Origin of the sequence: Rheinheimera metallidurans (genome assembly GCF_036983985.1) — a bacterium.
GTDB classification, from domain to species: Bacteria; Pseudomonadota; Gammaproteobacteria; order Enterobacterales; family Alteromonadaceae; genus Alishewanella; species Alishewanella metallidurans.
In genome coordinates, this window is record NZ_JALAHQ010000002.1 from 482,072 (window position 1) to 499,736 (window position 17,665).

A 17,665-nucleotide genomic window follows, 5' to 3' on the forward strand; every position below is an offset into this window, starting at 1 on the left:
CAGCCTAACAAATAATGGTAGCTACCTCTTTATGGTTAGCCTTCTACCCTAGTGGGGTCAATGTAAGCAGTAAGTGGGTTTGTTACACTAACAAAAATAGTTACTGGGGCTTAAATATGAATATTGAATCTTATGCCGACTTAATTCGCGAAGCGAGCGTGCAGCCTGAGCCGCAGCGCCTAATGTTTGTATTCGCTAAAGCTGAATTACCACGGGGCTATACCGAAGCGCAGCAGCAAAGGTTCGCCAACCAGCAAGGCGGCACGTTAGCACCGGTACTTTGCGTTGATAAACTGCCTGAAGAAATCGAAGATTTTTCAGTACTGGTTGAAGAATCTACTCACACCGGTATTGACTGGGATATTGCTTTTGTTGCCGCTTTAGGTGGCCGCGGTGGTTTTGCACCCAACAGCGATGAAGCTGCTCAGCCATTAAAAATGATGATGGAAAAAATTCAAGGCGGCATGATTGCCGATTTTCTAACCTTTAATAAAAACGGCGAACTGGTCGCGCTGTACTAAGCTAGCCAGTAAATGGTAAAGCACACGCCAATGCGCCACTAAACCAGCTACCTCGTTTTGCTGCTGCGCGTGCCAAAGTGACACGCGCATTGCTTATCACCCAGGTTAAGACCATAATACTTATGTGACACTTTAATAGCACAGGAGATTATATTATGGCGACGCCGTTACCCCGCATTACCGCCAGAGTAGATATCGATACCCAAGATTTACTTACTAAAGCGGCTGCCATCGCTGGCATGTCTAGTATTAACTCATTTGTTTTAAGTGCGGCAATCGAAAAAGCAAAACAAGTAATTGAGCGGGAGCAAGCGATAACTCTTAGCCAAGCAGACGCCATATTACTGATGAACGCGCTAGACAACCCTGCAATACCAAATGCAAAACTAAAAGCGGCCTCTGAACGTTACAACAGCAAAACTCAATAATGAATACGCTGTTATTAGACAAAGCTAAACACGATAGAACTCAATTCAACTGTGGCATTGAAACACTTAATAACTATCTAAAAGTCATGGCGAGTCAGCAAGCCAAGAAAGACAACACCAGAACTTTTGTTTTAGAAGACAAAAACGATAATTCGCACATTATTGGCTTTTACACGTTAACCATGACGCCCATTAACTTAAAAGCCTTACCTGACAAGTTACAAAAAAAGCACCAATCGTCAACGTCTGGCGGCCTTATTGCCCGCTTAGCTGTAGACCAGCGCTACCAAGGTAAGGGCTTTGGTGAATGGCTGCTTATTGATGCACTGCGTAAATTAATCGCCGCAAGTGACATCGTAGCCTTTCCGGTGGTTATTGTTGACGCCAAAGAGGGGGCAAAGCAATTCTATCAACACTATGGCTTTCAATCCTTTGAAGATACGAAGCACAAGTTGTTTATCACAGTCTCAGATTTAAGAGCGAGCTTATATTAGTTAACCACCCGCTCGGCTTACTATAGGCTTGCACGTCTTATTAGGCATGCGCCAATTTAAGGCCAACAATACCCGCACAAATCAGCCCTAAGCTGACCAGCTTAAGTACGTCAGTGGACTCGCCAAACAATAATATTCCAAGAAGCGCCGTACCTACAGCACCAATACCTACCCATATCGCATAGGCTGTGCCGACTGGCAGCGTTTTCAACGCCAAACCTAGTAATAGAAAACTTGCAACCAGAGAAATCACTGTACCAACAGTAGGCCACAGCTTGGTAAAACCATCGGTGTACTTTAAGCCAATGGCCCAGCCAATCTCTAAAAGCCCTGCAACAAACAAAATTACCCAACTCATACCACACCTCGCAATTAGCTGTGGGGCCGTCCCCTAACGAAATTGAGAGGTGAGGTCGTCCTCAATTTCGAATACACAACGCACAGCAACATCAGCACAAACTAAGTGATTACTCCGACCATACCGCATATTCGTTACCACTGGGATCGCTAAAATGAAATCTGCGACCACCAGGAAAACTAAAAACTTGCTTCACAATTCTCCCTCCAGCCGCTTTTACCTTTACGAGCGTAGCTTCAAGGTTGGAACTATAAAGCACAACCAAGGCACTACCCTTTGCAGTTTCAACAACCAGTTCCGATCTATAAAAGCCGCCATCAAGACCCGCATTCTGCATGGCAATATAGTCAGGGCCATAATCTATAAATTGCCAGCCAAAAGCATCAGAGAAAAACTGCTTAGTACCTTCAAGATTTCTGGCCGGTAATTCGATGTAGTTGATTTTTACAGATGTCATAATTAACCTCGTAGCGCTGAAGAGCTGCTATAACTTGCACAAAATCGCAGAGTTATCTGGGCCAAGTTGTTAGCTGTCGCCGGCAATATAAAACTGCCCCACCTTAACCAAATCTACCTCAGCACAAGCTGTTTGTTATATTTGGCTATCGGGTAGCTCAAGCTGCCTCTCACTTCGCCATACTCGAATAAGTACAATCTCGGTCTCTTGCCTCAAGTAAACAACTCGAAAAGGCGAATGAATTAATTCTCGGATATGGTTCGAACCAAACTCGGGGACAATCCGGCCGGCATCAGGGTGGCGCAAAAGTATTTCAGCGTGTTTCAGAATGGCTATCACATATTCATCACCGATATGCGGCACACTCTCTTCGATGTAGTGCACTTGAATAGCTTGCAAATCTTCAAGAGCGGACTGTGCAATGCGTAGCTCCATTTAGTTAATGCCCAGTGCTTTCTTCGCATCAGCTAGAGAAACAGTGTTGCCCTCACGGGCATCCATAAGGCCTTTAGCCACGGCCTTAACGAACCGAAGCTCCTCAGCAGTTTTCTCAAACTCCTCAAGCCCTTGAACAACAGCTACGCCACGACCTCGGCTCGTAAGCAAGATTGGGCGATGTGTATCCTGAGCTCGGTTAACCACCTTTCCCGGATTAATTTTTAGATCTGAAAGAGGAACGACATCTTCTGAAAATTTCACTTGCATGACGCATACTCCAAAGCAAAACAGGCACCATTAATAGCACCAGTTAACAGGTCCGGTCAAGGCAATGTGACGCCAAAATTTAGCGCACAGCGGGTTGACGTCGCAGCCGGCGCTTTTTGCTGGCGATAATATTTGTTTGTTAGTTTTTACAACTTACGATACTGATAACTTACTTTTAAATCAGCACTTTTTCTACCATTAGGATTTATAGTCCGAGCTTTATAAAGATCAGAGACACTGATAACAAGCTCGTTGTCATTAACCCAATGTACCTCAAGCCCTGTTTCTTCAGGACGACCCACAAAGGTAAATAAGTTTTCAGCACGCAGTTTCGGATTGTTACTTTTTACATCAACACTACCAAAAAAGTCTGTAGTCGCCCCACCGCAATCGCCGATGCTTATTTCTGCTACTTGCTCACCATTTGGTGACGAAACCGCATTTACAACGGTATGGTGACAGAGCGTTTGACAACTTTTAAGGATAAGGAATAAAAAACCCCAGCAAACCAATAAAATCCAAAAAGAATAGCCACCAATATTAAACAATATTTTTTTAATTGTAGATTGCATCAACTAACCCTATAAAACTAACGCCCAAAGCAAGCGCGCGGTACGCGTCGCCGTGCCTTTGTTTGTTAGCAGCCTACGCCGAACTTGCGCGGCTTGCCGCACTAGCAAACTTGAATAACGGCAGACTGCCTTTAATTAAAACTAAACCAGTTAACTGCGAAACAACGCACTAACCGGAACTTGTAAAACTGTTTAAACGAAGCCTCAAAGAACAACGCCATTGTGCCAACAAAGATTGCACCAAACCAACAAACTGGCGCACGTTAACTTTTGGCGCTGCCGCTAAGAAAACAAAACGTGAGCAATGCCGCAACAAAACGATAAACTAAAGCCATTAACACCCGAAAACCTGCTAACGCTCAAAGCAGCCGCACCACAGGTGTCGGCTGCCTTTGATTGTTAGCGAATTAATCTCAACAGAACATCAATCAGACTTCACGATGAGGGGGTATTCACACGGTTCATCACGTAAAGCATAAGCTTTCTCTAAAGAATAGCTGTAATGGTGGCTATCCATCCGAGTACTAATACCTAAACTAACATATTCCTCATAGCCATTAATAGCGCAAGAGATTGAAGCATTAAGCCTTTTGATAATTTCTTCTCTGTCACTTTGCTGCACAGCCATTTCATATTTATATACAGCATCATTAATAATATCCATTGAAAAAGAACCAAATAAATTTCTTACCATCCATACTGATACAAGCCCTGCCAAGAGAAAGCCAAGAAAAAAAGTAAATAAACTATTTTTAAGAATTGCCATACAAAAGCCTCAATTTAAAATCCATCACATTAAAAATTAATAGACCGATATAAAACAAATCAACTGAGACTTCCATCCTGCCCCACTATTTGTAAATCCAGTTCTGCGAAACTGAACAATATTCAACCCAGGCAACGATGAAGAATAATTTCCATTACCATAGCCACCATTAAAACTATGAACAGCATTAGAGGGGGGGACTATAGGTTTGCCGTTCGCATCTAAAGCTGTGTCCGGCAATATTGACCATGGGAGAGTAAAAGATATAGATTCGTAACGTAGATCTATCACTGTATCGTCAGAAAATTTGACAGTAACAATTAATGGTTTCAAAGCTAGAAGTTTTTTAATAACCAATTCATAGCGCATAGTACGTGAAGTTATTAAAGCCTTATTCAACTCAAGACCTATAAGCCTTATTGCATCTAGATTGTCCATTATTTTATTTACTGAACTTGTATCAACACAAAAATGCGTGCATAACTGAGGCGGGATTGGGTAAGGTAGTCCCTGAACAGTTGCTACAGCATTCACAGTACCATTTACTGATAGCTGTCTCGGGATAGCGCTCCAAGACTTCTGGACTGCAAACATGCTATTTATGCGATCTTGCACCTGAAGATATTCATTGAATGAAAACTCATAATCCATAGGAACAGCAGTATACCAGGTATTAAAATGACTATATCCAGGTTCATAATTATACTGTTTTCCAATGGCAATAATACTTCTATTAATGAAATCGACAACGATTACAGTCCCATTTACTGTGTTGCTTTCATTAACCACCTTTAATTCTTTCTGATATTCATTGCAATTATCACAAACTATAACTTCGTAATTATCAGTTGCATTAGCCTTGAAACATACATTAAAGCAACAACCATAATAAATCTTAATGTAATCATAATATTCCCTTATAGCTAAGCTCACCTTTAGTAAGTAAAAGCTATTAGCCTGAAGGTGAAAAGCAGGCTAACGCAGCCAGCAGCGGCCGAAAAACCGCGCAGCGGGTTTGAGGTCCAGGGCACGCAGTGGCCGTTGCTGACTGGCCTTGTTAGGCATTTGCCCGATGCGTGCTGCGGACTAAAAAATAAAAACACACAGCCAATAACAAATAGCGTGGCAGCGTTGTAACGATTGTATTGAGCATTTGAGGCTGTGATTGCGCAACAAAATACAGTTGTAAGAGTACTAAAGGCGCGAGCAACAAAGCGTAAAAAGTGAAATCTGGTTTGCTGATTACCAGCTTACCGGCGATTGCCACCACTAAAAATGCTGCCGCCAACGGCACTGCGATAGTGAATAAGTCGACCAGCGTAACCGCAAGGAGGCTTGATACTTGTGCAACCGGTTTTAAAATGTCAGCCGGTATTGCTACTGCGGCACCAATGCCTGCAATAGCAATTGACGCATAAGCTAGTGCAACACCTAAAATGACGGCAATTACTCGATTTTTGATTTGATCCATCTACTTACTCCTTGTTTTGCCTAACGCCTTGCTCACCGGAAAAGCAGGAGCGCAGCGAGTAATTTTTTCCGAGTGCAGCAACTTGTTATACGCCACTATCTTCTAACTCAAATAGTCCCGAGTATTCAAAATCTATTTTTTCAAATTCATCACTTTTAAGTAAAGAATGTTCTACTTCTAAATATATTGCTTTTCCCTTAGCCTTTAAACGCTCCAACTTATTAGAATCCATACCACAAACAAATAGTTGTGAATGCTCTGGTAATTCATCAATTAGAAACGACACAATACTCTCATAATGCTTTTCGGCTTGTTCATGTTGGTTTGGAGTATCAATCACAAGCGGACTTAGAACGTGATTGCCATACTTATAAATAAGGTTGTACACGCTAATGTAATAAGCAAGCATTGCTCTCGTTGATTCTGCAGCACCACCACTTTCTGCAACTTTTGTGTGATTCTCTGGGGACTTAATTGAGTTTGTGTTAACGCCAAATGTCTTTAGCTTCGATAGATATCGTGGGAAGTACTCCTGAAAAGCCTTCTTAACCAGCTCCCTACTATTCTTCGATCCAGCTGTTCGTTCTTTAACCAACAACTTTTCTTCTTTATGTAGATTATGTAACGATTCGATTTTTAAACTACGGTTAGCCTCAACCTTCTTTCTTACTGATTTGGATGAGATCGCATCAAGAACAGAAGTTAATGATTGATTACTGTACTGATCTGATGAGTACTTCTCATCTAATTGGTTTATCTTCTCTCTTAACGACTTAAAGGCAGAGTCTTTTGTTAATATATCATTTTCTAAGCGCACTAAATCGGATTGAAATCTCTCAATAATCTCTTTAGCTTGGTTTCTATCTTGAAACAACGAGAACCTGTTCACTATAGAATTATCATGAACCACTCCGCATGTTGGGCATTCGATATCTTCATCAAGGCATTCGGCAAACTCATAATCCGCAACTGCACCCTCAAACGACTGTCTCGCAATGACAATTTGTGATTCTATGTGAGCCTTCTCAGCCCGCAGGTTTGCCAGCTCCTCAAAAAGAATTTCTTGTTGAAAGTGCAAATCCATGATGTCGATGCTTATTTCTTCCTCTATTTCATCTAGCTCGACTTCATCTATAACTATGCCGCTATTAGCTGAGAACTCACTTACTACTGAAATTGCAGTGTCAAAACGGTCTATTTCTTTCGTAGTTTCGGCCATCTCAACTTTTTTTGAGCATATTTCTTTTGTTTTGTCGAAATAATCCTTTCCAATCATTCCGGTATGATAGGGAATTATGGTCTTCTTCCAGCTTGAGAACTGAGCAAGATTATTGAAGCTGGACCAAGCATTCGCCCAACTCTGCTTTTGGTCTATATAAAATGGTAAGAAATAGTAGGCTGGTGGAGGTGTAACTACTTCATCTTTATCTCGCACGGCTAGTAAAGCGTCAAACTCAAACAAGGCCATAATCTCTACTGAGAAATCACCACCTGTTGCAGTGAACACTTTATGCTTTCCTTCTGGGCTCTTAAGAATAAAGCGGTTTCCATGTCTGGCAATTTGGTACGGCTTACCTTTTACGTCAAAATCCAAAATCACACGACAGTCTAGCGATTTCCAGCTGTCATCAAACTGAGGCTCACAACCAAAGCACCAAAATATATTTTTAACTAATGAAGACTTACCTACGCTATTTTTTTGCTTTGATAGTATTAAGTTGTAGCTCTTTGAGAAGTCGAACTGGGCTGCTTTCTTGGCTGTCTTGCTTAAGATTGTTAGTCGATTGAAGTACATTTCTTTCATCAGAGCTTTCCCTTAGACTTCTTATTAATTTTTTATAATCAAATTTAACATCACTCATATTTCAACACCCTCTAATAGCTCATATAAGAAAGCACCTGTTATATCTTCTTGGGTTTGAAAAAATGACAATGTTTTTTCATTTAGTTCTGCTTTCACGGCTGACTCTAGGTCGTTCGCATTTGAATGCTTTTCAGCCAGTTTTTCGATGCATCTGATGATATCGCTTGAAACTTCTTTTACGATTAACTCTCTACTTGATATTTTTTTCGTATAGTATCGATTAAATCCATTGACAATTTTCCTTCTAGATAGAGAATTCAATGAATACTCATCGTTAAGGATTTGAATCATTTCAGAAACTATATTTTCATCTGGCTTACGGCTAATATGCTGCCCGATAACATCAGACAATTGCGCGCTTGTTATAGCTTTTCTTTTGAGTGCATCATTCCAGTTTTTATAGTCAAAGCTATTCTCTCCTTTTCTATTAAGATCTCTTATTACACACTCATATATAGAATTAGCATCATATTTTAAGCCTGGAGCAATCTTGCTTATTAACGAGCTTATTTTACCTTCGACAACAAGATCAAAACCTCTTTCAGGTAAATATGGTATAACAAAAGCTAACTTCGGAAGAAAATCTGCGGCTCCAATTATTTTAGATATAGCATCTTCTACTTTCTTTACTTCCTCAGCATTCAGTTCGCCAGAGTCAATTACTTCAAAACTATATCCTTTTTTATGGGTGTTGAAGCTGTAACCTCCAGTTGAAACAAAATTGACCTTAGATATTTTTTGAGAATATGACTTATCACAACAACTTTTTGCTAGCTTCTCAATTAAGGACTGCGATTCACCTTTAGACACGCTAGTCAGACTATGAACTGTATGTTTCTTGGATGTTTCTTTAACCTGATTCAGTTCAAATGTTGTTTTGGTAACGTCAAGAGAGTTGGCAATAGTAACATCTTCATGCTCTTCAATAAAAAGAGCAAAATCATTGCCACACTCATGTTCATCCAAGATTCGGCAGAACGCCCAATGATATTGATAATTATACTTCCGGAAAGTATCACTCCCTGATTTTTCCCTTTTCGGCTCAAGACCCAGAGGATTAGCTTGCTTCAAGTTATCAACATCCATTTCCAATCCTTTTTTCGATATTCATCAAAGCCGATCTAGCGTATAACGCCTAAATAACAGGCTAAGTAATGGTTGGCTATAATTGTGTAGCGAAGCGAAACGTAGCCAACTGTTACGTGTCCTTGTTGATTTTCTTGTTAGGTACGCCTTTCGACACGCCATGGTGGATTAATTCGATTTACTCCTGCCCAATAGAGTTTTATTTTATGACCAGAAGGATCATGTAATATTGCCTCTCGCCACAGGTAACTTTGATCAATAGGTTCTTGGTCAAAGTTAAAGCCTTTAACTTTTAATTCATTAACCCAATCATCTAATTGTTCATGCTCAAAGTAAATCACTGTGCCACATAGAATCTTTGAATTTTCTAATGAGAGTGAAAAAGTTGAATCACCTTCAGGACATTCGAAGCGAGCATAATGTGGTGTATCTACTATTTGAGTAAAGCCTAAATCACGATAGAACTTAGTAGACATTTCCATATCATTAACAGGTAATGTAACTTGATTTAAATTCACCTAACCTCCTTGTGTACCTAACGCCCAATTAACGGGCTAAAAATTGTGGGCTAAAATGGTAGCGAAGCGGACAGCCCACTGTTTTTAGTCCTGTTGAATTTCTTGTTATATTTTTAATGGCTCACAGTCTTTGAAAACACATTAATAACAACAACACCTGCCAATATTAATAACATACCTATAATTGCAGGAAAGTCAGGTATTTGTTTATACAACACCGCACTTATTGATGCAATTAAGACAATCCCCATCCCAGCCCATATCGCATACGCAATACCTATGGGAACAGTTTTAAGAACTAAAGATAGGAAGTAAAATGCAACGGCATAACCAGTAACACAAATAGTGCTAGAAGTTGAATGAGAAAAACCATTTGACGCTTTCAGTGCTAATGTTGCTATCACTTCAGCACCAACAGCTATTGCTAAATACCAGTAACCCATACTCAACCCTTTGATAAAAATATAACGCAAAGCACACGGGCGGAAAAACGTGTTAGCGTTTGACGTCCCAGCAGCCGAAGGCTGCGCGTGATGCGTATTGTTAGGCATTTTTTACACCTAAAACTGACCACTGCTGCCAAGAACCTAGAGCAAACAGGCCGCCAATAAACAAACATATACCAGAACTAATTAACCAAAATGTCAGACTGTTTTCTGGGAACATTGGCATTAACCCGACGAATGAAACGCCACGAATTAAAAATATACTGGCAATCAGGATTAGGGCCAATTTTGTTAGAGGTAAACGTTTAATTACGCCCGCGCCCGACAGGCCGTAAAGCGCCCAAACCAAAAGCACCATGACAATGACAGAGGTTACAATTGTCGGATACCAAAGCCCTTGCTCTGCCATCCGAGCCATCTGTTCGCCTGCACCAAAGAAACGATACCAATCGCCCCCGAATACAATACAGCCGAGATGAGCAAGTGCAGCAGCGAAACAACATATCGCCGCAGCCAGAAGATACTTATTACTAACAGAATGCATCTTTCCTCCGTGAATGCCTAACGCCCAAAACAAGCGCGCGGTACGCGTCGCCTGCCTTTGCTTGTTATAAACCATATTACTCACTTACTGCAGCCGATGCTGAACTTACATCTTTTTTAAGTACCAGAACCACAAGATAAACCAGTGCAAACGGTGGAATGATTGAAAGCACCACACCGAGCAAACAAGCCAAAATCGGCGTTTGTGTTTTACGACGACCGAGGTAATAGCTTAATGCACCGACAACCAATATGAATACAATCATGATCTCGCCGAGCAGCGTAGCATTAATATTCAAATGAACTCTCCTTGTGGTTTATAACGCCCGGGTAATAGGCGAGAGCTTGCGAGCGTCCTAATTGACGCGTTTGTTAGCATTTTATGACCAGATGTACATGCTCGATTTTTTATTTAGAATCTTTAGCTCAAACGACTTAGTGCAAACACTATTAGCTATTCCATAGCAAACGTGCAACGGCAATAAATGCTCTTCTCTTGGGTGACAGTAACGAGCACCGGGGGCTTTTTCCCATTGGATAAATCTTTGTTCTCTTTCTTCTTCAGTAATACTACTGTTAGTGCAAGTCTCTAGCAGCCACGCTTCAAAAGATTCATTTAAAGTTTTTGATTCACTGGTTTCAGATGAAAAAAATGCTTTCATATTATGAAAGGAGAAACCAGAACCAATTATAAGTAAATTTTCATACTCCAAGTCTTGGATTGCTCGCCCTATCCCGATATGAGCTGCTGGACTGAGATTATCGACAAGAGAGAGCTGAATGCACGGAATATCTGCCTCCGGGTACATGATTTTCAGAGGAATAAATAGACCGTGGTCAAAACCGCGCTGCTCATCAAGTTTTGCGGAAATACCTGAATGCTCCAGCCGCTTATAGGTCTGCTCCGCCAGTGATGGCTCTCCCTGACAAGGATAGGTAATACTATAAGACTTTTCTGGAAATCCATAGTAATCGTAAATAAGGGAAGGGTTGGCGCCCGAAGTAATGGTTGGGATTTTTTCTTCCCAGTGCGCACTTACCACTAAAATGGCTGATGGCTTACGCAAAATAGATGAGATTTTTTGCAAGCAATCAATCATTTCTTTATGCCCAACATCACCTAGAAGTGGCATCGGCCCGCCGCCATGAGACAAAAATAATATTTGAGGTTTAGTGTTCATCACGATCCTCTTAATAGGAGAATGCTAACGCCGCCAGCAGGGGCAGACAAAACGCGCAGCAGTTTGGCAGTCCCTCTGGCTGGCCTTGTTAGCAGTTTTTGTATTCTTACCGATCTCGAATGGTAACCTCAATCGGCGCACCTCCTTCGAGAATGCAGCGGCCTATATACTTACCCTCTACTCCGAACGCATTCGACGCTTTAAATTCAATCTCCACGACATTTCTACCAGTTCTTTCGATTGCTCGATTAGACGCACCTAAAATTAGCGAGGGGTCGTAAGTGCTGGGATTGTTAGTCCGTTTTTTCAATTCTTGACTACAGATTTCTTTAGCAAGACTTTCGGATATAGGAGCGGTGGCTTTTTTGGCTATGCCTTGTTTTAGCTCATTCTCAGAAACCCAATAACGCTTTGTATTCGATGATTTGTCATTACAATCAACATAAAACATTCCTTTTCGTGATGTTGATTTGGCGGCATCAACTAAAAGGTGGCAAGCACTATCTGTTTTCATCAGATTGGTGGTATAGGCTTTCATTTGTTCCGCTTCTTGCTGATTCATTCCGTACAAACTTGGTTTTTCGGTGAATTTTCCTGAAAGCTCATCAATTATTTCACCACGGCTTTTTGGCTTATTCCCACAGGAAATTGATTTATCTAAAAGCCGATGCTTGATTGACGTTCCATCATATATCCAGTTTTTTGAAACCGAGGAACCTGTATGAACTGTTCCGTCTTCATGCTCGATTTTAGTTATTTGATTTCCTTGCACTGTTACTTTTTTTAAGCCACAGGTTAAGGTTGTCGCATTAGCGCTTGTGGATACAAAAAGCAAAATAATCAAAACTAAATATTTCGCTCCCATATTGTATATCAAATTCACGATACCCCCTCTTGTCGATATATTCACTGGCTCAGTGCTCCTCGATGCTTGGTTGACTGCTAACGCCCAAATTTAGCGCGGAAAGCCGCGCAGCGGGTTGACGTCGCAGCCAGCGCTTTTTGCTGGCGATAATATTTGTTTGTTATAAATCAAACCACACCTGCATTACTCGTTTACCATTCAAATCTATAAACTCTAAAGATGTTGGTTCATTTAATTTACTTATTGCAGTGAATGCGTTTTCGTACTCGGTGCCTTTGGTGACAGGAAAACGGACTAAGACGCCAGACCTTGTTCTAGGTCTCTCTTTCATCATTTTCTCGTCTACTCGCTCCACTTTATAAACAGGTGCAATTTGACTTAAACAAGTTATGAGCGTGTAAGGCGAATTGATATTGCCATTTCTTCCTGTATCCTTTGGGTACAACTTAGCCGCAAAATCAGGAATATTTTCAGATAGTTTTTGTGTTATGAGCCAAAATTGGCATATTTCGCTTTCAGTTACTTCGCCGCCTTGCTTTCTATAATTGCAATTCGAAACTTCTTCGACAAGCTCAACTATCGTCATGGCTACTCCGAATTAGAATTTGGTTTATAACGCTTGCAGCAGGGGCGCGACGTAAGGAGCGTCCCTTGCCTGCACTTGTTAACTGCTGATGCTCGAATCACGCTCAAGCACCCAACAACGTGGATTGTGGTTAAAGCCAATATGCTCGTAATACTGATTGGCCGATGGAGCGGCAATAAGTATAAGTTTACATTTGGGGCCAAGCTGCTCTTGAGTCAGGGCTTGTAGCCGTTTACCAATTCCAGATTTTTGATGTTTTAAACTTACAGCTAAATCAGATAGATAACAGGCATAGTGGAAATCAGTAACGCTTCGAGCGATGCCGACAAGCTGGTCATTGTGCCAAGCACTCACGACGAGATTACTGTTTGAAATCATACCTTCCATGCATTCCCAATCGTCAATCGGACGGCGCTCTCCCAGAGTCGATGCTTTCAGCAGTGCCACAAACTGATCTGTAGTTGTTGGCTCATTGATCTTGTATTCGATGCTCATATCTTCCCTACGCAGTTAACGCCCAAAGCAAGCGCGCGGTACGCGTCGCCGTGCCTTTGTTTGTTAGCAGCCTACGCCGAACTTGCGCGGCTTGCCGCACTGGCAAACTTGAATAGCGTCACGGCTGCTTTTAATTAAAACTAAACCAGTCAACTGCGAAACAGCGCGCCAACCGGAACTTGTAAAACTGTTTAAACGAAGCCTCAAAGAACAACGCCATTGTGCCAACAAAGATTGCACCAAACCAACAAACTGGCGCACGTTAACTTTTGGCGCTGCCGCTAAGAAAACCAAACGTGAGCAATGCCAAAATAAAACTACAAACTAAAACCGTTAACACCCGAAAACCTGCTAACGCTTTAGTTAAGGGGCGGCCGGCTGGCCGGACGTCCCAGCCTGCGGAGCAGGCGACTTCAACGAATTGTTATGTTCTTGGTTACCGGTTGGCTCTGCTTTTTCCAATGATTCTTTCACTGGAATTGCCTCGGGGGCCTCTGGCTTAGCGGGAGTTATTTTTAGTACGGCAACGACTACGAGAAAAATTATAGATAAGCCGACTGTAGCTAGAGCGGTCTTTTTTGCGGTTCTATAACCTTTTTCCCCATCTCTTGCTCGATCCCACTCATATTTCAGAAGCTCTCTGGATTGATTTATAAGGGATCCGATTTTTTCTTCAGCATCGCCGAGCTCTGCGGATTCAAAATCATTGTGAACTTCCTCAACAAGAGAGAGGAAACGATCGTTTATGTCTTTTATTTTTTGTTCTTTCTCTTTGTCATTAATTCGTAAGAGGATACTATTTTTTGAATTCAAAATGTCATTATATAACTCAATATGGCTGTTCTTTTTTGCCATGAACGCTTGCTTTGAAATAAATTGGCCATGATTCTCATGCCTCAACTTTTCTATCAGCGTCCTAACTGATGAAGTGTATTCAGCTATTTCCTTGCGAAGATCATTTATCCAGCTTTGCCGAAACTCTGACACTTTCGATTCTTTTAATGAAATTAAATTTATATACGAAAATACACCTGCAATTATTGCGGCGGCCATAACGCCAAAAGCTATAAAAACGGTGTCTGGAAGGCTGATCATCGGTACTCCAACTAAAGAACATAACGCCCAAAGCAAGCGCGCGGTACGCGTCGCCGTGCCTTTGTTTGTTAGCAGCCTACACCAAACTTGCGCGGCTTGCCGCACTGGCAAACCTAAACAACGGCAGACTGCTTTTAATTAAAACTAAACCAGTTAACTGCGAAACAACGCACTAACCGGAACTTGTAAAACTGTTTAAGCGAAGCCACAAAGAGCAACGCCGCTGTGCCAACAAAGATTGCACCAAACTCACAAACTGGCGAACTTTAATGGCTTGGTTTTGCTGCTATAGAAAACGAAACACGAGCAAAGCCAAAATAAAACGACAAACTAAAACCGTTAACACCCGAAAACCTGCTAACGCCCGCAGCACGCGCGGCTTTGTAGTGGAGGCGAAGCCGCAACGAAAAAGCCGTCGCTGTGACTGCGATTGTTATGTGTTTTTGGCTTCACTGCAGAGTCTCAAAATACCAGAAATTTCAACCCAATTATAATGAGTATTATACCGCCCAAAAGCTCTGCCTTGCTTTCTAGCCATGTCCCACTTCTAGCACCAATAAACACACCAACCAAGCTGAATATAAATGTCGTAACACCAATGATTCCGCAAGCAACTATCGGGTTGACTTCGAGTAGATTTAATGTAAACCCAGCAGCCATTGCATCTATACTCGTAGCAATAGCTAAAATAAGCATCACTTTATGAGTGATTTGTGCAATATCTTCTTCAACACCCTCGCTAATGGCTTCATAAATCATTTTTCCTCCAACTGTTATAAGAAGGAAGAATGCAATCCAATGTGCATAATTCTCAACCCAGCCGAGCACACCTTTTCCACCAAAGTAGCCTATAAATGGCATTAGCGCTTGGAATAACCCGAAATATATTGCAGCAATTATAGCTAGCGACTTTGTCTTCTTGACACGCTTTGATCCAAGCCCTATAGAAACCGCAAATGCGTCCATGCTCAGTGCTACTGCCAAAATTAAGACTTCAATCATTAAAATATCTCACAAATATACTCGGGTGTTTATTGCTGACGAAACATAACGCCGCGCTCTTGGGAAAACCGAAGCGTAGCGTAGGTTTGTCCCTAGCAGCGCTTTGTTATCTGAATACTTTTTTGCCAAATTGGTCGTGATCATGTGTGAACGCCTCAAATAACTTTGAACTTGCCGCTTTATCCGGATTTTTTCTTATGTACTCGTCAAAGCTAGCTTTATGCTTTTCCGGTATTTTGTCGTATGCATCTGAAACTGCCTGAGCCTTCTCAACAATGTAATTGACGAAACCATCAGGCCACCAATATTCTCTGGGGCTAATAATTCCGTGTTTAATGGCTATTCTGCTAGATCTAATTTTTCTCAGATCTTTTGCTTTAACCACACCCAAAATAATGAAACAGGGGAGTTTTGTGTATATGTATAAATCTGTCGAATTTCCAACAATATCCATTGCCATTGTACGCAAAAAATACCTATTGATATTTGGTGGCAACCCTGATTCTGTTGTTGATTCAATTCGTTCTAGAGGAAATACATGCTGCTCGTATTGATTGAGATTTGATTCTTCACCCAAGAGAAACTTTTCTAAATGTCGCTCAGCATCATCTAGAGATTTGTTGTATTCGTCTGATTTTTGTTCGGCTTCATTTTTACTGCGAATATATGTAAGAGTCCGCCAAGACAACGAAGCGCATAGTCTTGACATCCATTCGCCATAATTTGCTACTGATTCACCTTTATCTGCGAATGGGTAAAAAACCTTGTTTGCAAACTCTCGCTCCCACTCAGAAAACAGCGCTTCACAGTTTCCACAAAGCCAGTACTCCTTCGCGATATCCTGAGCTCGCTTATGAACTTCGTTACTTTCCCGAATGTAGCCAGTAATGCCGGTTCTTTTTACCCACTTACCAATGAACTTCGGAATGAAATGGCTTTCTTTTAACACCGATTCGGAATGGCAAAGCCGACATATTCCTTGCACCACAACCTCCTAGTTCAGATAACGCAAAGCACACGGGCGGCAAGCCGCGCAGCGGGTTGACGTCCCAGCGACCGCAGGGAGCGAGTGATGCGTATTGTTAGCTGACAATATTTACTATCCCCTTGCACTGTGGATATCTTGAACAACCAAAGAACTGCTGCCCAGCATAACGCCCCGTTTTGGCTTTTCTAACTATCATTTCTGATCCACACTTCGGACACGCTGGCGTATCTAACTGTATATCATGGGAATAATTTCCATCACTAGCACTCCGTCCTTCCTCTCTTTTAGGTGCATAAAAAAATTCTTTACGCTTTCTTATTGGAGGAGGCATAACTTTTGTGAAAAAAAAATAAGAACCAATAGGGGACCCAATTATCCAAAGACTCGCAAGATTCTTTTCTGTCTTGTTATATTTACTGTTCCAGCCGTGTGTGCAATTGCCATGAGTGCAAGAATCTCTAACTGCTTTGTGAGCCAGAAAAAAGCCAATGAAATAGATGACGATGACACTAATTATCAATTTATCACGCATTAACGATACCTTTAGATCATGTCAAACTTTAAAAGGGCTGGAAATTTAATGTACGGAGTCTTTACTTGTTAGCACTTAATCCCTCACGACAGACAGATCAAGTGTACCCGTTTTCCTAAAATTTAAAATTAAGGATTTCAGCTTCTGTTTTGCCTGCTTTGCAGATAAAGAAAAAATTTCTCTTCTTATAGACCTTACATCATCAGATTCGACTGATACGCCATGTGATTGTAAATATTTTCTTATGCGATCATCATTAATTTCGGGCATGCTCTCCTTTAGGTGAAACTGTCGCCCCCCACGCACTTCGATCCAGCCATTGTTTAATTTCCATATTTCAGCAGATGTCGCACCTTTCCGAACTTCCTCCAGAATCCTTTCTTGAACTGCTTGCCATTCTGACACTTCAGACTCTGTCGGCGCTAGCCTTTGAGCGTTGTTCTCTTGGATTCTCCTCCGGCCTTCTTCAACTCTCTCTTGCATTCGATCTAGTTCATCCCAACGAGACATGATGCATTACCTTCTTAAGCTAACGCCCAAAGCAAGCGCGCGGTACGCGTCGCCGTGCCTTTGTTTGTTAGCAGCCTACGCCAAACTTGCGCGGCTTGCCGCACTAGCAAACCTAAACAACGGCAGACTGCTTTTAATTAAAACTAAGCCAGTTAACTGCGAAACAGCGCGCCAACTGGAAC

General features: G+C 41.6%; 26 protein-coding genes. 3 read left to right on the plus strand and 23 right to left on the minus strand.

The features are described from left to right. Positions 1-116 precede the first annotated feature (116 nt). The 3 genes from MN199_RS07570 (at position 117) to MN199_RS07580 (ending at position 1,443) form a co-directional block, all read left to right on the plus strand. Positions 117-521, plus strand: a complete 405-nt coding sequence (locus MN199_RS07570) for a ribonucleotide reductase subunit alpha (protein ID WP_335738959.1) — start codon at positions 117-119, stop codon at positions 519-521. Positions 522-676: 155 nt separating this feature from the next. Beyond that, a complete protein-coding gene (locus tag MN199_RS07575; protein WP_335738960.1) occupies positions 677-949 on the plus strand; it encodes a type II toxin-antitoxin system TacA family antitoxin in 273 nt (90 codons plus the stop codon). Continuing rightward, a complete protein-coding gene (locus MN199_RS07580; RefSeq protein WP_472511584.1) occupies positions 949-1,443 on the plus strand; it encodes a GNAT family N-acetyltransferase in 495 nt (164 codons plus the stop codon). The genes MN199_RS07575 and MN199_RS07580 overlap by 1 nt, the downstream gene beginning before the upstream one ends. Positions 1,444-1,483: 40 nt before the next feature. Here the strand turns inward: MN199_RS07580 and sugE are convergent, their stop codons facing one another. The 23 genes from sugE to MN199_RS07695 all read right to left on the minus strand — a co-directional run bounded on the left by sugE (position 1,484) and on the right by MN199_RS07695 (position 17,483). Further along, positions 1,484-1,801 (minus strand): quaternary ammonium compound efflux SMR transporter SugE, encoded by a 318-nt coding sequence (gene sugE, locus MN199_RS07585; protein WP_335738961.1) that lies wholly within the window; start codon positions 1,799-1,801, stop codon positions 1,484-1,486. 109 nt (positions 1,802-1,910) lie between these two features. After that, positions 1,911-2,258 (minus strand): VOC family protein, encoded by a 348-nt coding sequence (locus tag MN199_RS07590; protein ID WP_335738962.1) that lies wholly within the window; start codon positions 2,256-2,258, stop codon positions 1,911-1,913. A 135-nt stretch (positions 2,259-2,393) separates the two neighbouring features. After that, the gene (locus MN199_RS07595; protein ID WP_132584014.1) at positions 2,394-2,693 is read right to left on the minus strand and encodes a type II toxin-antitoxin system RelE/ParE family toxin; all 300 of its coding nucleotides are present in this window, start codon (positions 2,691-2,693) and stop codon (positions 2,394-2,396) included. After that, positions 2,694-2,963, minus strand: a complete 270-nt coding sequence (locus MN199_RS07600) for a type II toxin-antitoxin system Phd/YefM family antitoxin (RefSeq protein ID WP_335738963.1) — start codon at positions 2,961-2,963, stop codon at positions 2,694-2,696. It abuts the gene before it with no gap. 146 nt (positions 2,964-3,109) lie between these two features. Then, the gene (locus MN199_RS07605; protein WP_132584020.1) at positions 3,110-3,535 is read right to left on the minus strand and encodes a hypothetical protein; all 426 of its coding nucleotides are present in this window, start codon (positions 3,533-3,535) and stop codon (positions 3,110-3,112) included. Between the two features lie 424 nt (positions 3,536-3,959). After that, complete coding sequence (locus MN199_RS07610) at positions 3,960-4,301, minus strand: hypothetical protein (protein WP_335738964.1); 342 nt, start codon at positions 4,299-4,301, stop codon at positions 3,960-3,962. 36 nt (positions 4,302-4,337) lie between these two features. Next, a complete protein-coding gene (locus MN199_RS07615; RefSeq protein ID WP_335738965.1) occupies positions 4,338-5,090 on the minus strand; it encodes a hypothetical protein in 753 nt (250 codons plus the stop codon). A 268-nt stretch (positions 5,091-5,358) separates the two neighbouring features. Further along, positions 5,359-5,772 (minus strand): hypothetical protein, encoded by a 414-nt coding sequence (locus MN199_RS07620; protein WP_313909703.1) that lies wholly within the window; start codon positions 5,770-5,772, stop codon positions 5,359-5,361. 85 nt (positions 5,773-5,857) lie between these two features. Next, entirely contained in the window at positions 5,858-7,576 is a 1,719-nt protein-coding gene (locus tag MN199_RS07625) for a hypothetical protein (protein ID WP_335738966.1), read from the minus strand. A gap of 54 nt (positions 7,577-7,630) precedes the next feature. Then, positions 7,631-8,722 carry a DUF4297 domain-containing protein gene (locus MN199_RS07630; protein ID WP_335738967.1) on the minus strand — a complete coding sequence of 364 codons (1,092 nt, stop codon included), beginning with the start codon at positions 8,720-8,722 and terminating at the stop codon, positions 7,631-7,633. 137 nt (positions 8,723-8,859) lie between these two features. Then, positions 8,860-9,240, minus strand: a complete 381-nt coding sequence (locus MN199_RS07635; protein ID WP_335738968.1) for a VOC family protein — start codon at positions 9,238-9,240, stop codon at positions 8,860-8,862. 113 nt (positions 9,241-9,353) lie between these two features. Continuing rightward, positions 9,354-9,683, minus strand: coding sequence for a DMT family transporter (locus tag MN199_RS07640; protein WP_335739197.1), 330 nt, complete (start codon positions 9,681-9,683; stop codon positions 9,354-9,356). 100 nt (positions 9,684-9,783) lie between these two features. Beyond that, positions 9,784-10,305, minus strand: a complete 522-nt coding sequence (locus MN199_RS07645) for a hypothetical protein (protein ID WP_335739198.1) — start codon at positions 10,303-10,305, stop codon at positions 9,784-9,786. 1 nt (position 10,306) lies between these two features. After that, positions 10,307-10,528, minus strand: a complete 222-nt coding sequence (locus tag MN199_RS07650) for a hypothetical protein (RefSeq protein ID WP_335738969.1) — start codon at positions 10,526-10,528, stop codon at positions 10,307-10,309. Between the two features lie 81 nt (positions 10,529-10,609). Beyond that, positions 10,610-11,410, minus strand: coding sequence for a DODA-type extradiol aromatic ring-opening family dioxygenase (locus MN199_RS07655; RefSeq protein ID WP_278355337.1), 801 nt, complete (start codon positions 11,408-11,410; stop codon positions 10,610-10,612). Positions 11,411-11,516: 106 nt separating this feature from the next. After that, on the minus strand, positions 11,517-12,293 hold the full coding sequence (locus MN199_RS07660) for a hypothetical protein (RefSeq protein ID WP_335738970.1): 777 nt from the start codon (positions 12,291-12,293) through the stop codon (positions 11,517-11,519). 142 nt (positions 12,294-12,435) lie between these two features. Beyond that, positions 12,436-12,861 (minus strand): hypothetical protein, encoded by a 426-nt coding sequence (locus MN199_RS07665; RefSeq protein WP_335738971.1) that lies wholly within the window; start codon positions 12,859-12,861, stop codon positions 12,436-12,438. A 78-nt stretch (positions 12,862-12,939) separates the two neighbouring features. After that, the gene (locus MN199_RS07670; protein WP_335738972.1) at positions 12,940-13,356 is read right to left on the minus strand and encodes a GNAT family N-acetyltransferase; all 417 of its coding nucleotides are present in this window, start codon (positions 13,354-13,356) and stop codon (positions 12,940-12,942) included. Positions 13,357-13,719: 363 nt separating this feature from the next. After that, positions 13,720-14,451 carry a hypothetical protein gene (locus MN199_RS07675; protein ID WP_335738973.1) on the minus strand — a complete coding sequence of 244 codons (732 nt, stop codon included), beginning with the start codon at positions 14,449-14,451 and terminating at the stop codon, positions 13,720-13,722. 462 nt (positions 14,452-14,913) lie between these two features. Then, the gene (locus MN199_RS07680; protein WP_016390346.1) at positions 14,914-15,453 is read right to left on the minus strand and encodes a manganese efflux pump MntP; all 540 of its coding nucleotides are present in this window, start codon (positions 15,451-15,453) and stop codon (positions 14,914-14,916) included. 106 nt (positions 15,454-15,559) lie between these two features. Continuing rightward, positions 15,560-16,438, minus strand: a complete 879-nt coding sequence (locus MN199_RS07685; RefSeq protein ID WP_335738974.1) for a hypothetical protein — start codon at positions 16,436-16,438, stop codon at positions 15,560-15,562. A 97-nt stretch (positions 16,439-16,535) separates the two neighbouring features. Further along, positions 16,536-16,973: a topoisomerase DNA-binding C4 zinc finger domain-containing protein gene (locus tag MN199_RS14785; protein WP_418338078.1), complete on the minus strand. Its 438-nt coding sequence runs from the start codon at positions 16,971-16,973 to the stop codon at positions 16,536-16,538. A gap of 75 nt (positions 16,974-17,048) precedes the next feature. Then, complete coding sequence (locus MN199_RS07695) at positions 17,049-17,483, minus strand: hypothetical protein (RefSeq protein ID WP_335738975.1); 435 nt, start codon at positions 17,481-17,483, stop codon at positions 17,049-17,051. Positions 17,484-17,665: the final 182 nt, after the last annotated feature.

Excerpts from the sequence above, each read along its gene's own strand:
- MN199_RS07570 (WP_335738959.1), top strand. The coding sequence starts at position 117 with ATGAATATTGAATCTTATGCCGACTTAATTCGCGAAGCGAGCGTGCAG.
- MN199_RS07575 (WP_335738960.1), top strand. The coding sequence starts at position 677 with ATGGCGACGCCGTTACCCCGCATTACCGCCAGAGTAGATATCGATACC.
- MN199_RS07580 (WP_472511584.1), top strand. The coding sequence starts at position 949 with ATGAATACGCTGTTATTAGACAAAGCTAAACACGATAGAACTCAATTC.
- sugE (WP_335738961.1), bottom strand. The coding sequence starts at position 1,801 with ATGAGTTGGGTAATTTTGTTTGTTGCAGGGCTTTTAGAGATTGGCTGG.
- MN199_RS07590 (WP_335738962.1), bottom strand. The coding sequence starts at position 2,258 with ATGACATCTGTAAAAATCAACTACATCGAATTACCGGCCAGAAATCTT.
- MN199_RS07595 (WP_132584014.1), bottom strand. The coding sequence starts at position 2,693 with ATGGAGCTACGCATTGCACAGTCCGCTCTTGAAGATTTGCAAGCTATT.
- MN199_RS07600 (WP_335738963.1), bottom strand. The coding sequence starts at position 2,963 with ATGCAAGTGAAATTTTCAGAAGATGTCGTTCCTCTTTCAGATCTAAAA.
- MN199_RS07605 (WP_132584020.1), bottom strand. The coding sequence starts at position 3,535 with ATGCAATCTACAATTAAAAAAATATTGTTTAATATTGGTGGCTATTCT.
- MN199_RS07610 (WP_335738964.1), bottom strand. The coding sequence starts at position 4,301 with ATGGCAATTCTTAAAAATAGTTTATTTACTTTTTTTCTTGGCTTTCTC.
- MN199_RS07620 (WP_313909703.1), bottom strand. The coding sequence starts at position 5,772 with ATGGATCAAATCAAAAATCGAGTAATTGCCGTCATTTTAGGTGTTGCA.
- MN199_RS07625 (WP_335738966.1), bottom strand. The coding sequence starts at position 7,576 with ATGAAAGAAATGTACTTCAATCGACTAACAATCTTAAGCAAGACAGCC.
- MN199_RS07630 (WP_335738967.1), bottom strand. The coding sequence starts at position 8,722 with ATGGATGTTGATAACTTGAAGCAAGCTAATCCTCTGGGTCTTGAGCCG.
- MN199_RS07640 (WP_335739197.1), bottom strand. The coding sequence starts at position 9,683 with ATGGGTTACTGGTATTTAGCAATAGCTGTTGGTGCTGAAGTGATAGCA.
- MN199_RS07645 (WP_335739198.1), bottom strand. The coding sequence starts at position 10,305 with ATGGTTTATAACAAGCAAAGGCAGGCGACGCGTACCGCGCGCTTGTTT.
- MN199_RS07655 (WP_278355337.1), bottom strand. The coding sequence starts at position 11,410 with ATGAACACTAAACCTCAAATATTATTTTTGTCTCATGGCGGCGGGCCG.
- MN199_RS07665 (WP_335738971.1), bottom strand. The coding sequence starts at position 12,861 with ATGACGATAGTTGAGCTTGTCGAAGAAGTTTCGAATTGCAATTATAGA.
- MN199_RS07670 (WP_335738972.1), bottom strand. The coding sequence starts at position 13,356 with ATGAGCATCGAATACAAGATCAATGAGCCAACAACTACAGATCAGTTT.
- MN199_RS07675 (WP_335738973.1), bottom strand. The coding sequence starts at position 14,451 with ATGATCAGCCTTCCAGACACCGTTTTTATAGCTTTTGGCGTTATGGCC.
- MN199_RS07680 (WP_016390346.1), bottom strand. The coding sequence starts at position 15,453 with ATGATTGAAGTCTTAATTTTGGCAGTAGCACTGAGCATGGACGCATTT.
- MN199_RS14785 (WP_418338078.1), bottom strand. The coding sequence starts at position 16,973 with ATGCGTGATAAATTGATAATTAGTGTCATCGTCATCTATTTCATTGGC.
- MN199_RS07695 (WP_335738975.1), bottom strand. The coding sequence starts at position 17,483 with ATGTCTCGTTGGGATGAACTAGATCGAATGCAAGAGAGAGTTGAAGAA.